We start from the raw sequence: 14,029 nt of genomic DNA on the forward strand, positions 1-14,029 counted from the left end.
ATTGTAATGAAAATTGCTCATCTACAGCAAAGTTTATTTTTCAACCGCTTTAACTATACTACAATTATCTCCAACTTTCATTTTTTTGATTACTTTACCGTTTTTCACTAATCGCAGAGTTCCATTTCGAGGATTCGAAACGATGAATTCGTCAAAGCGCTTGTTGTAGTCAAAATACGCTGGATTTTCTATTGCAAAAAAAGACTCACTCAAATCATTTTTATCAATTATTGTAAAAAAATCCCCTTTCATATCTAAATCCGTATAATTATTAATGTATAATTTATTACCAATATTAATTATTTTTTGAGGAAAAGGTTTAGACAATTGTTTCTCAGAAATAATTTTGCCATTATTCAAGTCTACAACCATAAGCTTATTGGTATATCTTTCAGGATTTTTCACCCATCCTGGCCTTGGCCCGTAAGAAAAGCCTGTAAAAACACAGTACATTTTGTTATCTTCAATTACAAAATCACTTGGTGGCAATTCAATATCATCTTTAATAACAGGATGAAAGGAAAGGGACGCATCATGAATTTGTATCCTATATACGTTGCTATGCTCACTGGATTTACCACCAGAATTTATAGTGATGAAAATTTCATTTTTGTAATGTTTCATTGTACTGACCATTCCACTGGTAAATGTCAATTTTTCTACTTTCCCACTAGACACATTCACAACAAAAAAAGGCATGCCTTCTCTAAATATTTCAGATGAAGCCATGTAAACTTTTTGCTTTAGTACCGCATAAGACGACGGAACATGCGGCAACTTTAACTTCTTTTCCACATGACCACTCGAAAGATTGATGATAAGCATCGATGGTTTCGTTCCCATATATGTACCATCATCTATTGCATAAACTCGATTTCCTTCTATAGAAAAGCTTTGAAATTTATTTTTATTTTCAATTTCTTTGACTATATTCATCTTTTTATCAAGAAAAATTAATTTGCGATCTCCATCAGCAAGTGCAACAAAGGCTGGGTTCACCTTCAGTTTTGTATCGTTTCGGGAGACAGTTTCTTTCCATTTCTCACACCCAACCATTAAAAACAAACAGATGCAATAAATGAAAATCATGATTTTCTTCATTATACAGCCCCTCGTAAATAAGTGTTCATGAAAATAGGACTACTTAAAACCTCGTTCACTTGGAACAATGGGGTCACACGATTGACCTGGAGAACCCCATCCATCCCAGGCTCCATCCTTCCCTGTTGAATGACGATGCGTTGGCTCGTCGTCTCGACCGCCTGTATAAGGACAGCATTCACCACATCATTAGCGCTTGCTTGATTCATATTTACCCAAAAGAGGACTTTCTCCCCGAGTCTTCACGCCGATGCGACGAACAAGAACCCTTTACAGCGCATATGAATCGGCCTCGCTAGAATCCCTGTAGGTTCACATACGGTGACAACCGCCGTACGAGCATTAGCTGAGGCCGATTCGGTCAACATCCCGCGGAGCGACCCCTTTACGTTGGCGGAGAGAAAAGTGCCACGCGCCGGGTTCAAGAACCGTCCTCCGCCTATGAAGGTCACCTGGTTATTTAGTGCAAAATTCTGATCAAATACCATCGATTTGAGCAAAAAACTAGTTTTTCACTAGCCTTCTAAAGATTATTTTACCATCAAGTATGGCGTATTAATGCAGAGTCATGAACCAGTTGCAAATATTTTAGTATCTCCGTCTTGATAAATATCATCCGGATAAACGTATAACCCGCCATCGTAATCCAAATCACGATTCCCCATCTCGTAATACGCTTTCCAAGCTAATTTGCTACAATACCACGTGCTGTCATCCGACTTGTAAGAACCTACAAATTTGTATGGTTCTCCTAATTGGTTTCTAATGTAATTACGGGCAAGGGTTCTAAATTGCTGTTCTAAAGTATAGACATATAAACCGACGGCTTGGTCGTAGTTTCTAAATTTCCTTGCCGTGGAATAGTGGACATTACTTTGTCCGTCACCAGGTTGGTTTTCTACATTCGCTTCAATGAATGCATATGAATCTAAACTACCAGTATAATAAGTACCGTCCCATACAGCGGCATGACGATAATACCCCCATGCTACTGAACCATCATGTACTACAATAATATCGCCAGGTGCAAACGCCGCGAAAGATATGTTATTCGTACCTTTGGGTGAACCAAAAGAATCACCAGGCGCCCAGTCCGGCTCAGGGTCATCCTTGTCATAACCCTCTTTAACTCCCAATTCTGATTTTCTGACTAAGTCATACTTATCAATATTCACACTTTGTTTAAGTTTTTCTTTTTGTTCTAACACTTCTTTAACTTCTTTGCTTTCATTGTTTACAACTTTTGAGTCTGCAAAAGCATAGTTTACCAAATTAAATCCAGATAGTAGTGTTACAAACGATGAGGCTACCAAAAATTTCTTAAATTTCCCTTTCAAGTAAATACCTCCTCTACCACTGATGTGTAAATAAAAAAATTTTACAGAACTACGACTTTCTTTCCTTAGCGACTTCGTACAAATCCAATAGATCTACTGTTTTTCACCAACTTTCGAATTCTTTTTTTATAATTCCATTCTAAAAAAAAAAAAAATAAAAAACAACAAAAACCATTCAAAAAAATTCGATAATTTTCCACAAATTATGCCACTTGACTTTGTCCTCATCATGAGACGACATTCACGGTCTGCGCCCTGCAGCACAAGACGATCATTGACGAATGGTTCCATCTTATGGAGATGGAGAGGCGCAGCTTTCCTGAATGCGTCAAGACGTCTTGATCACCGCCAGCCATTCGATTCTCTTTTCGCCTCCGGTCAAAACGACAGGCGCCCCCTCCGTTGGGGACGCCTGTTCCCGTTATTTTTTCAAATTGTAAAACGAGCGGATGCCTTGGTAAATGGCCGTGTGGCCGAGTTCATCTTCAATGCGGAGCAGCTGGTTGTATTTCGCGACGCGGTCGGTGCGCGACGGCGCGCCCGTTTTGATTTGGCCGGCGTTGGTGGCGACGGCGATGTCCGCGATCGTGCTGTCTTCCGTTTCACCGGAGCGGTGCGAGACGACGGCGGTGTAGCCGGCGCGTTTCGCCATTTCGATGGCGTCAAACGTTTCGGTGAGCGTGCCGATTTGGTTCACTTTGATCAAAATCGAGTTGCCGACGCCTTTTTCAATGCCTTCGGCCAGTTTTTTCGTGTTTGTGACAAACAAGTCGTCGCCGACAAGCTGCACTTTTTTGCCGAGCCGCTCGGTCAGCAGTTTATGGCCTTCCCAGTCGTTTTCATCGAGCCCATCTTCGATCGAGATGATCGGGTATTTCGATACAAGCTCTTCATACCAAGCGACCATTTCTTCCGACGTTTTCACAACGCCTTCGCCTTCAAGATGATATTTGCCGTCTTCTTTGTTGTACAGCTCGGACGAGGCAACGTCCATGGCGAGCATCACTTGTTCGCCCGGTTTGTAGCCGGCTTTTTCGATCGCTTCGATGATCGTTTGCAGCGCTTCTTCGTTCGATTTCAAGTTCGGGGCGAAGCCGCCTTCATCGCCGACCGCGGTGTTGTAGCCTTTCGCTTTCAGCACCGCTTTTAAGCTGTGGAAAATTTCCGCCCCCATGCGCAGCGCTTCGCGGAAGCTTTCCGCCCCGACCGGCATGATCATAAATTCTTGAATGTCGACGTTGTTGTCCGCATGCGCGCCGCCGTTTAAAATGTTCATCATCGGCACCGGCAGCGTTTTAGCGTTAAAGCCGCCCAAGTATTGGTACAGCGGCAGGCCAAGCTCGTCCGCTGCCGCGCGGGCGACCGCGAGCGAGACGCCTAAAATGGCGTTGGCGCCAAGCTTGCTTTTGTTTTCCGTGCCGTCTAGTTCAATCAACTTCCGGTCGATCGCCACTTGGTCGGCGACCTCCAGGCCGATGATTTCCGGCGCGATGATTTCGTTGACGTTTTCGACCGCTTTTAACACCCCTTTGCCGAGGTAGCGGTTTTTATCGCCGTCGCGCAGTTCGACCGCTTCATATTCCCCGGTCGAGGCGCCGCTCGGCACCAGCGCGCGGCCGAAGCCGCCGTCTTCCGTATACACTTCCACTTCCACCGTCGGATTGCCGCGCGAATCGAGCACTTCGCGAGCGTAGACATCGATAATGGCAGACATGGGAACACACTCCTTTTCGTATCGTTTTCTCAAGATCATCGTTATTTGACAATCAACGATTTCCCCGTCATTTCTTTCGGCTGCGGCAGGCCGAGCAAATCAAGCATCGTCGGCGCCAAATCGCCTAAGATGCCGCCGTCTCTCAGCTTGATGCCCTTTTTCGTCACGATGACCGGCACCGGATTCGTTGTATGAGCCGTTTGCGGCTTGCCGTCCGGCGTCAGCACTTCATCGGCGTTGCCGTGGTCGGCGGTGATGATGGCGATGCCGCCTTTGGCCAAAATGGCGTCGACGACTTTGCCGAGGCATTCGTCCACTGCCTCCACCGCCTTGATCGTCGGCTCGAGCTTGCCGGAGTGGCCGACCATGTCCGGGTTGGCGTAGTTCAAAATGATCGCATCGTACTTATCGGCTTCAATTTCCTTGAGGAGCGCATCGGTCACTTCATAGGCGCTCATTTCCGGCTTCAAGTCATACGTCGGCACTTTCGGCGAGTTGATCAAAATCCGGTCTTCGCCTGGAAATTTCTCTTCGCGGCCGCCGCTCATAAAAAACGTCACGTGCGGATATTTTTCGGTCTCGGCGATGCGCAGTTGGCGCAGTCCGTGCTGCGACAGCACTTCCCCGAGCGTGTTGTCAAGGTTCGTCGGCTTGAACGCCACGTACCCTTTCACCGTTTCGCTGAAATGGGTCAAGCAGACAAAGAACAAATGCTTCGGATGTTTCGGGCCGCGGTCAAACTCGCGGAAATCTTCGTTCGTAAACGTGTTTGAAATTTGGATCGCCCGGTCCGGGCGGAAATTATAGAAGATAATCGCGTCATTGTCTTGAATCGTCGCCACCGGCCGGCCGTCTTCGCGGACGATGACCGACGGCAGGACGAATTCGTCGTAAATGCCGTGTTTGTACGAGTCCTCGATGCATTCGAGCGGATCGCGGTACGTCGGGCCTTCGCCGTATACCATGGCCCGATACGCCTTTTCGACGCGGTCCCACCGCTTGTCGCGGTCCATCGAGTAGTAGCGGCCCGATAATGTGGCGATTTCGCCGACTCCGTATTCCTTGATTTTTTCCTGCAGTTCTTTGATGTATTGCGGAGCCGTTTGCGGGCCGACGTCGCGGCCGTCCAAAAAGCCGTGGATGTACACACGCTTCACGCCTTCTTTTGCCGCTAAGCGCAAGAGGGCGTACAAATGGTGAATATGGCTGTGCACCCCGCCGTCAGAAAGCAAACCGAACAAATGAAGGCTCGTTCCGTGCTGCTTCACATGGTTCATCGCCGCCAAAAACGTTTCATTCCGGTCAAATTCGCCTTCGCGAATGGCAATGTTGACCCGCGTTAAGCTTTGGTACACAATGCGCCCGGCGCCGATGTTGAGATGGCCGACTTCCGAGTTGCCCATCTGCCCTTCCGGAAGCCCAACCGCCTCGCCGCACGCCTTGAGCGTTGTGTGCGGGTATTCGTTCCAATAGCGGTCAAAGTTCGGTTTGTTCGCCTGAGCGACCGCATTGCCGTACGTTTCGTCGCGCAGCGCAAACCCGTCCAAAATGATGAGCGCAACCGGTTTTTTACTCATAGCGCCCCGCCTCCACCAATTGCAAGAATGAAGCCGGCTCGAGGCTCGCCCCGCCGACTAAGGCGCCGTCTATATGTTCTTGCGCCAAGAAGTCGCGGATGTTGTCCGGTTTGACGCTGCCGCCGTATTGGATGCGGATCGCTTCCGCCGCCTCCGGGCCAAACAAGCGCGAAACGACCGAACGGATATGGCCGCACACGTCGTTCGCATCTTCCGGCGTCGACGATTTGCCCGTGCCGATCGCCCAAATCGGCTCGTAAGCGATGACCGCTTGCTTCACTTGATCCGGCGTCAAGCCGGCGAGCGCTTTTTCCACTTGCGAGGCGACAACGGCGTTCGTCTGCCCCGCTTCCCGCTCCTCAAGCGATTCGCCGCAGCAAACAATCGGCGTCAAGCCGCGGGTGAAGGCGGCCAACACTTTTTTGTTCACGGTCTCATCTGTTTCCGCGAACATTTGCCGGCGCTCCGAATGGCCGAGGATGACGTACGTGACGCCGAGATCTTTGAGCATGACCGGGCTCACTTCGCCTGTGTACGCCCCTTGGTCGGCAAAGTGCATCGTTTGCGCCCCGATTTTTAAATCCGTGCCGTCTGCCGCTTGCACCAACCGATCTAAAAAGAGAAACGGCGCGCAAACAACGGAATCCACTTCGTCGGCCGGCGGCACGTGCCCTTTTACGTCCTCGACAAATTGAACAGCTTCCGCCAATGTTTTATGCATTTTCCAGTTGCCTGCAATGATGCGTTTTCTCATCGTTCACCCTTCCTTTCAATGGGCGGCGTCAGCCGCCATGCGCCCAATCCGGCGCCGCGGGTCATTTGTCTTCGAGCGCGACGACACCCGGCAGCTGTTTTCCTTCCATAAACTCGAGCGAAGCGCCGCCGCCGGTGGAGATATGATCCATTTTGTCGGCCAAGCCGAATTTCTCAACCGCCGCCGCCGAATCCCCGCCGCCGATGACCGAATAAGTATCGGGCGCTTCCGCCAGTGCTTGGGCGACGGCTTTTGTCCCATGGGCGAACGCCTCCATTTCAAAGACGCCCATCGGACCGTTCCAGACAACGAGCTTCGACTCGCGAATGACATCGCGGTACAATTCGCGCGTTTTCGGGCCGATGTCAAGCGCCTCCCAATCGCTCGGAATGGCGTCGATGGCGACGACTTTCGTGTTGGCGTCGTTCGCAAACCGGTCGGCGACGACCACGTCCACCGGCATATAAAAACGGACGCCTTTTTCTTTCGCCTTTTCCATAAACGATTTGGCGAGTTCGATTTTGTCCTCCTCAAGCAGCGACTTGCCGACGTCATGGCCGAGCGCTTTGACGAACGTATACGCCAGTCCGCCGCCGATGATCAAGTTGTCGACTTTTTCAAGCAAATTGTCGATGACGCCGATTTTGTCTTTCACTTTCGCGCCGCCGATGATCGCCGTAAACGGGCGGTCCGGATTCGAGAGCGCTTTGCCGAGCACTTCGAGTTCTTTTTCCATCAAAAACCCGGCCACCGCAGGCAAGTAATGGGCGATGCCTTCCGTCGACGCATGAGCGCGGTGGGCGGCGCCGAACGCATCGTTGACATACAGATCCGCGAGCTCCGCAAACGCTTTGGCCAGCTCTGGATCGTTTTTCTCTTCGCCAGGGTAAAAACGGACGTTCTCAAGCAAGAGCACGTCGCCTTCGTTCAAACGGTCGACCGCCGCTTTCACCTCATCGCCGACCGCTTCATTCGTTTTGGCGACCGGACGTTCAAGCAGCTCGCCGAGCCGCTTCGCAACGGCATCCAAACGCAATTCTTCGACCACTTTTCCTTTCGGGCGGCCGAGGTGGCTCGCCAAAATGACTTTCGCCCCGTTTTCGATCAAATAGCGGATCGTCGGGAGTGCGGCGCGAATGCGCGTGTCATCGGTGATGGCGCCCTCTTCCATCGGAACGTTGAAATCGACGCGGCAAAAGACGCGCTTTCCCCTCACCTCAACGTCGCGGATCGTCTTCTTGTTCATCGTTCGTGCCCCCTTTTGGCTGCAGTTTGGACAAAGGAAAAGGAGTGGGGATCATTTCCCCGCTCCCCTCCATTTCCCTATTATAGACTTGAACGGATGGAAAACTCAACGCCAAGCTGGTTTTACAGCCCTTTCGAGGCGATGTAGGCGGCCAAGTCGACGACGCGGTGCGAATAGCCCGTTTCGTTGTCATACCACGAAACGACTTTCACCATTTTGCCTTCAATGACCATTGTCGACAGCGCGTCGATCGTCGACGAAGCGGTGCTGCCGTTGTAGTCGCGCGACACGAGCGGTTCTTCGCTGTAGGCCAAAATGCCTTTCAGCTCGCCTTCCGCTGCTGCTTTCAACGCGGCATTCACTTCTTCGACCGTCACTTCTTTTTCCAATTCCGCCACCAAGTCGACAACTGATACGTTCGGCGTCGGCACACGCATTGCCATGCCGTTCAATTTGCCTTTCAATTCCGGCAAGACAAGCGCAACAGCTTTCGCCGCCCCGGTCGTCGTCGGAATGATCGATTCCGCGGCCGCGCGAGCCCGGCGCAAATCTTTATGCGGCAAGTCCAAAATTTGTTGGTCGTTCGTGTACGAGTGAACGGTCGTCATCATGCCGCGGACAATGCCGAATTTTTCATGCAGCACTTTGGCAAACGGCGCCAAGCAGTTCGTCGTGCACGAAGCGTTCGAGATGACATGATGGGCTTTCGGATCGTATTTGTCTTGGTTGACGCCCATGACGATCGTAATATCCTCGTCTTTCGCCGGTGCGGAAATGATCACTTTTTTCGCACCCGCTTCCAAATGTTTGGCGGCGTCTTCGCGTTTCGTGAAGCGGCCGGTCGACTCAACGACGATGTCAACGCCGATCTCGCCCCACGCCAAGTTCGCCGGATCGCGTTCCGCCTTGACGATGATTTCTTTGCCGTTGACGACCAAGTTGTTGCCGTTCACCGACACTTCGGCATCCAGACGGCCATGGACGGAGTCGTACTTCAACAAATGAGCAAGCGTATTCGCATCCGTTAAATCGTTCACCGCCACCACTTCAATGTCCGGGTTTTTCAATGCCGCGCGGAAGACGTTGCGTCCGATGCGGCCAAATCCGTTGATTCCCACTTTGACTGCCATCTTATTTTCCTCCTTGCGATTGGATTGTATCAGCAAGGGAGATTACTCCCCTACGAACGCTTTTGCGGCTCCTTCGTCCGTCACCAATAGCGAGTGCGGCGCCCGTTTCATGTACGCGCGAATGGCTTTCGCCTTCGACGCCCCTCCGGCGACGGCGATGACATGCTCGACATGCGGGAGGTGTTCAAGTTGAATGCCAACCGTTTTCACTTTATGGACGACGTCGCCGTACTCGTTGAAATAGTAGCCGAACGCCTCGGCGACCGCATGGCGGGCGATGATTTTCTCCATCTCCACAGGCGGTGTCTTCCGCCGCTTGGCCATCGTCACCGCTTCTCCGATGCCATGGACGACCATGCGGCATGATTGGATGAGCTCAAGCACTTCTTTCACCGCCGGCTCTTCGACAAGCGACGCGTACGCTTCATCGCTCAGCTGGTCAGGCACGTGCAGCAACCGATAGCGGCCCATCGCTTTTTCTGCCATTTTCGCACAAATCGTGTTCGCCTGATTCTCGACATCTTCGCCAAGGCCTCCGCGCGCCGGCACGAACAACACATCGCGAAGCTTCGAATCCGGCGTCATCATCTCCGCGACCGCCGCCATCGTCGTTCCGCCGGCCACGGCGACGATGTCCCCGGGCTCAAGCAGCTCCTTCATGCAGGCAACACACGCTCTACCCATTTCTTTTTTTACCCAAGGGGAATGGTCGCTATCCCCGGCAACGACAATCACGCGCGGAATGCCGAGCTGCTCCTGCAGCGCGGCTTCCAGCTCTTTGAGCCCGAGCGCTTCCCGCATCAAATCATTGAGCGTATGAAGGAGCGCCTGGCCTTCCTCCGTCAACCGCATGCCCGACACATCGGCGGAAAGCAAGTTTTGTCCTTTCAAAAATTCTGTTTCCGACCGGAGAACCCGCTCGCTCATGCCGAGGCTCGCCGCCAGCGCCCGCCGCCCGATCGGCGCCATAAGCGAAATAGAGTGCAAAATTTGATATCGTTTTTGCATAACGTCAAGCAAGTCAGGCAATAATTTTTTTTGTGCCTCCAATAACGGCTGCATGGATCCTTTCTCCTCGATTGAATATAGGGACATTTCATGTCCCGGTATGACATATTACGTCCCGCAGTGCCATAAAAAATTCCTCCCGCGCCATTTTCATTATAGCAGGAGGACGATAGCCGTTCAACTGTTTTGCGCCCGCCGCAACCGTTTTCTCACCGCTTCTTTTTCAATCGCTCCGTAGCCGATTTCTTCGCCATCCAATTCCACAACCGGGATCATCAGCTGATATTTTTCCAGCAGTTCATCATCTTTGTAAATATCAATTTCTTCCAGCGTAAACGAATAGTCCGCCAGCAGCTCCGTCAAAACGGCTTTCGCTTTGTCGCAGAGCGGGCAATTGGTTTTCGTATACAATCGGATATGCATTCATTTCTTCCTCTCTTTCTACAGCAGTTGCCGTTTCGATTGGCCGCCCGTTACGGCAGGCCGATATATTGCCTCCGCTTTGCCGAAGACGGGATGCGCAGCTGCTCGCGGTATTTGGCGACCGTGCGGCGCGAAATGGCGATGCCGTATCGATCGCGAAGCAAATCAGCAAGCTGTTGGTCAGACAGCGGCGCCCGCCGATCTTCCTCGGAAATAAGGGCCTCCATGATCGCTTTCACGTGGGCGGACGATGCCGCTTCATCTCCTGCGGCCGTCGCGGCGTTCGAAAAGAAGCGGCGCAGCTCCACGGTGCCAAACGGCGTTTGCACATATTTATGCCGGACCGCGCGGCTCACCGTCGATTCATGAACGCCGAGCTCCTCGGCCACCTCGCGCATCGTCATCGGCTTGAGCGCCGAAAGCCCAAACTCCAAACACGGGCGCTGGCGGTCGATGATGACAGCCATTAAATGCAGAAGCGTCTGTTTCCGTTGCTCCAAACTTTTCGCGAGCCATGTAAACTGCCGATATTTTTCTTTGATAAACTGTTCGGCATGCCGGTCGCCGGATGCGGCGATGCGCCGCTCGTAATCCCGATTCCATCCGAGCTCCGGATGGATGTCATCATTATAGGCGGCCATCCAGTCTCCATCCGCTCCGCGGGTGACGATGACATCCGGCACGACCAAAGGCGGCGTTTCGCTCGAATAGTGAATGCCCGGCCGCGGCTCGAGTGTGCGAATGAGCTCGAAGACGCGCTGCAGTTCGCCAAGGCTGACGCCAAGCTGCTTGGCCAGCGTTTTCCACGACTTTTCCGCAAAAGGAACAAAATGATAACGGACGATCGTTTCCGCCAGCTCGTCGCGCTCAGGAAGACGTTCAAGCTGCAGCAAGAGGCATTCCGCCAAATCGCGGGCGCCGACTCCCGGCGGGTCGAGCGACTGCACAAGGCGCAGCCCCCGTTCCATCTCTTGTTCCGATGCGGAAAACCGCGCCGCCAGCTCGGCAAGCGGCACGCGCAAATAACCGTCCTCATCGAGCGAGGCAATGAGATAACGGACGATGCGCTCTTCCCGATCACCGAGCTTTAACGCAGGCAGCTGAGAAAGCAAATGGCCAACAAGCGTCTCTGCGCGGGCGCCAATGTTCTCGAGCCATTGCTTTTGGTCTCTTTCTGTCCGGCTTGGCCGTTGCCGCACCCGGGTGCGGCGAATTTCCAAAAACGGGTTTTCCAGCGACTGTTCATATAAAAACGCTTCCAAATCCGCTGCGGAATATTGCAGCAGTTCAATCGCCTGCACCAGTTCCTTTGTCAGCGACAACTGTAGCCGCTGCTCTTGCCATAACTCCGCCCTCATCGTCACGCCTCCCTTTCTTTTATTGTACACGACGGGAGCGGGAGGGGGTAGGAGAAATTTTTGACGGCGGAAAGCGGCCTTGGCGACCGCCCGAACCGGCGCCTGTTCAGACGAAAAAACCCAATGCCCCGCCCGAGCCCTTGATTTGGAAACCCTCTCGAGGAAAGCGGCGCGTCCGCTGCTGATCTAAAAGAAAAACAGCCGCCTAGGCGGCTGTTTTGCCTCGGCAGGATTATAACGGGGCTGACCCAAAAGGCCGTCTGTCTTTAAGACAGGCACAACATATAGTGTTAAAGAAGCGGTCAGCACGCATATATAGAGACGAAAGAGGGCGTCCCCATCCTTTTGGGACACCCTCTTTTTTAACCTAAGGGTCTTTATTCCTTCCCATTTCCTCCTCACCGCCCCGTGCACTCGCTTATACGTATCGCGCCGGACCCCATGATCTCCATCCAGTCGCCCCAGGTCATTCCGTCCTTTTTCTTCATGTGGTTTAGCTTTTGTTATCGTTCAATACCTCGTGCAACTTCTACACGTGTATCACCTCACCTACATAAAAAACGCCGCCCAATCGGGTGACGCAACGGAAGGAGGATTCGGTTTGCACCTTTCACTTATTAGTGGCATTTACACGACAAAAAACAAAAAACTGTAGTCTGGATGAAGAAAGAGCGCTTCCAGATACTCCGTGGCGCCATACGCTTTGTCTGCGGACAAGGTCCGAATCGTGATCGACGGTTGGCGAAACCGAATCGAAGCCAGCTGCTCCAAACTCGTTTCCCGTTCCGCCATATTGTCACTACTCTGCAAACGTACTCGCATATTTTAGATGAGATGGAACAAAAAGAATCCCGGCAGGTCGATCTCGCGATGGCGGAACTGGATCGTACCAAATAGCCGTGCAAAATTCGTACAAAATTTTTTCGGATTCTATCGTTTTTTTCGGGATTCCCAAAAAATGAAAAACGACCGCAAACGCGGTCGTATCAAGGGATTTGGAAATCTCAATCCGAACTTGTCGGATCGTTGGAACGCCCTCGGCAGGATTCGAACCCACGCTAAGAGAACCGGAATCTCTCGTGCTATCCACTACACTACGAGGGCATGTTCACTTGTTGTTCCGTGCATGTTCTATTATAGCAGGATCGTGCAAAAATGCAAGGGGAAAATGCAATAAAAAAACAGGAAAAATTAGGCCTTTGTTCCTTCCACATCAATGCCACCGCCACAGGCAACGGGTTAAAAAAATAAAAAAGCGGTTATGATGAAAAGAGGGATGTTCCCGCTAGCCGCGAATATGTTATAAAGAATGGGGAAGGTCGTTTTGTTTGACCTTCATTGACCATTCGTGTATGATTAAGGCGTACATATTGATCCATTAGGATGGAAAAAGGAGGCGTTTTTGATGTATTTGATTCCGACTGTCATTGAACAGACGAACCGCGGGGAGCGGGCGTACGACATTTATTCGCGCTTATTGAAAGACCGAATCGTGTTCCTTGGCAGCCCGATCGACGACCAAGTGGCCAACTCGATCGTGTCGCAGCTGCTGTTTTTGGCGGCGGAAGACCCGGACAAAGATATTTCCTTGTACATCAACAGCCCGGGCGGCTCGATCACAGCTGGCCTGGCGATTTACGACACCATGCAGTTCATCAAACCGGACGTATCGACGATTTGCATCGGCATGGCCGCTTCCATGGGGGCGTTTTTGCTTGCCGCCGGTGCGAAAGGGAAACGGTTCGCCTTGCCAAACAGTGAAATCATGATCCACCAACCGCTCGGCGGCGCCCAAGGGCAAGCAACGGAAATCGAAATCGCAGCGAAGCGCATTTTGTTCTTGCGCGACAAATTGAACCGCATTTTATCGGAAAACACCGGCCAACCGATCGAAGTGATCGAGCGCGATACGGATCGCGACAACTTTATGACCGCGCAAAAAGCGATGGAATACGGCATCATTGACCGCGTGCTGACGCGCGCTGATGAAAAATAAGGCATGCACATGTTGGCAGAACCGCTATAGAGCTGCTTCCTGCACCGACATTGACGAAAAGGCTGCTTCCGTCCAAAACGGAGCAGCCTTTTCCATTCCTTTCCCCGCCAGCCCCACATGCTGCTTTACTTTTCCTTTTGCACATAGGCGGCGAGCTTTTCGATGGCTTCTTGCTCATCCGGACCGTCGGCAATGAGCGTGATCACCGCTCCATGGCCGATGGCGAGGCTCATCAAGCCCATAATGCTTTTCGCGTTGACCCGTTTTCCGTCTTTTTCCAAAAACACATCAGCGGAAAAACGGTTCGCTTCTTGGACGAACAACGCCGCCGGGCGCGCCTGCAGCCCGGTTTTTAATCTCACTTCCACTTGTTTTTCCACCATTC

The 14,029-nt window shown here is 51.7% G+C and carries 13 protein-coding genes, 1 tRNA gene and 1 pseudogene; 2 read left to right on the top strand and 13 right to left on the bottom strand.

Going from position 1 to position 14,029, the window contains the following annotated elements; translation table 11 throughout:
* Positions 1-33: 33 nt before the first annotated feature.
* A complete protein-coding gene (locus GYMC52_RS15810; protein WP_013524583.1) occupies positions 34-1,101 on the bottom strand; it encodes a hypothetical protein in 1,068 nt (355 codons plus the stop codon).
* Positions 1,102-1,151: 50 nt separating this feature from the next.
* Here GYMC52_RS15810 and GYMC52_RS18975 point away from each other — a divergent pair.
* Positions 1,152-1,408, top strand: a pseudogene (locus GYMC52_RS18975) (DUF4277 domain-containing protein); the annotation flags it as partial.
* Between the two features lie 259 nt (positions 1,409-1,667).
* Here the strand turns inward: GYMC52_RS18975 and GYMC52_RS15820 are convergent.
* The 11 genes from GYMC52_RS15820 to GYMC52_RS15880 all read right to left on the bottom strand — a co-directional run bounded on the left by GYMC52_RS15820 (position 1,668) and on the right by GYMC52_RS15880 (position 12,752).
* Entirely contained in the window at positions 1,668-2,438 is a 771-nt protein-coding gene (locus tag GYMC52_RS15820) for a YiiX/YebB-like N1pC/P60 family cysteine hydrolase (RefSeq protein ID WP_013524584.1), read from the bottom strand.
* Between the two features lie 421 nt (positions 2,439-2,859).
* Entirely contained in the window at positions 2,860-4,152 is a 1,293-nt protein-coding gene (gene eno, locus GYMC52_RS15825) for a phosphopyruvate hydratase (protein WP_011232524.1), read from the bottom strand.
* A gap of 41 nt (positions 4,153-4,193) precedes the next feature.
* Positions 4,194-5,729, bottom strand: a complete 1,536-nt coding sequence (gene gpmI / locus GYMC52_RS15830; protein ID WP_013524585.1) for a 2,3-bisphosphoglycerate-independent phosphoglycerate mutase — start codon at positions 5,727-5,729, stop codon at positions 4,194-4,196.
* The gene (gene tpiA, locus GYMC52_RS15835; protein WP_013524586.1) at positions 5,722-6,483 is read right to left on the bottom strand and encodes a triose-phosphate isomerase; all 762 of its coding nucleotides are present in this window, start codon (positions 6,481-6,483) and stop codon (positions 5,722-5,724) included. The genes gpmI and tpiA overlap by 8 nt, the downstream gene beginning before the upstream one ends.
* Before the next feature lie 61 nt (positions 6,484-6,544).
* A complete protein-coding gene (locus GYMC52_RS15840; protein WP_013524587.1) occupies positions 6,545-7,729 on the bottom strand; it encodes a phosphoglycerate kinase in 1,185 nt (394 codons plus the stop codon).
* Positions 7,730-7,851: 122 nt separating this feature from the next.
* Positions 7,852-8,859 carry a type I glyceraldehyde-3-phosphate dehydrogenase gene (gene gap, locus GYMC52_RS15845; protein ID WP_011232528.1) on the bottom strand — a complete coding sequence of 336 codons (1,008 nt, stop codon included), beginning with the start codon at positions 8,857-8,859 and terminating at the stop codon, positions 7,852-7,854.
* A gap of 42 nt (positions 8,860-8,901) precedes the next feature.
* Positions 8,902-9,921: a sugar-binding transcriptional regulator gene (locus GYMC52_RS15850; RefSeq protein WP_013524588.1), complete on the bottom strand. Its 1,020-nt coding sequence runs from the start codon at positions 9,919-9,921 to the stop codon at positions 8,902-8,904.
* 123 nt (positions 9,922-10,044) lie between these two features.
* A complete protein-coding gene (locus GYMC52_RS15855; RefSeq protein ID WP_011232530.1) occupies positions 10,045-10,290 on the bottom strand; it encodes a glutaredoxin family protein in 246 nt (81 codons plus the stop codon).
* Between the two features lie 50 nt (positions 10,291-10,340).
* Entirely contained in the window at positions 10,341-11,648 is a 1,308-nt protein-coding gene (rpoN, locus tag GYMC52_RS15860; protein WP_013524589.1) for an RNA polymerase factor sigma-54, read from the bottom strand.
* 627 nt (positions 11,649-12,275) lie between these two features.
* On the bottom strand, positions 12,276-12,440 hold the full coding sequence (locus tag GYMC52_RS19635) for a hypothetical protein (protein WP_015375785.1): 165 nt from the start codon (positions 12,438-12,440) through the stop codon (positions 12,276-12,278).
* A gap of 240 nt (positions 12,441-12,680) precedes the next feature.
* Positions 12,681-12,752: transfer RNA gene (locus GYMC52_RS15880), tRNA-Arg, on the bottom strand.
* Positions 12,753-13,053: 301 nt separating this feature from the next.
* Between GYMC52_RS15880 and clpP the strand changes: the two genes are divergently transcribed.
* Positions 13,054-13,644: an ATP-dependent Clp endopeptidase proteolytic subunit ClpP gene (gene clpP, locus GYMC52_RS15885; protein ID WP_011232532.1), complete on the top strand. Its 591-nt coding sequence runs from the start codon at positions 13,054-13,056 to the stop codon at positions 13,642-13,644.
* 125 nt (positions 13,645-13,769) lie between these two features.
* Here clpP and GYMC52_RS15890 read toward each other — a convergent pair whose 3' ends face one another.
* Positions 13,770-14,027, bottom strand: a complete 258-nt coding sequence (locus GYMC52_RS15890) for an HPr family phosphocarrier protein (protein WP_013524590.1) — start codon at positions 14,025-14,027, stop codon at positions 13,770-13,772.
* Between the last annotated feature and the right edge of the window lie 2 nt (positions 14,028-14,029).

The organism is Geobacillus sp. Y412MC52 (assembly GCF_000174795.2).
Lineage (GTDB): Bacteria > Bacillota > Bacilli > Bacillales > Anoxybacillaceae > Geobacillus > Geobacillus thermoleovorans.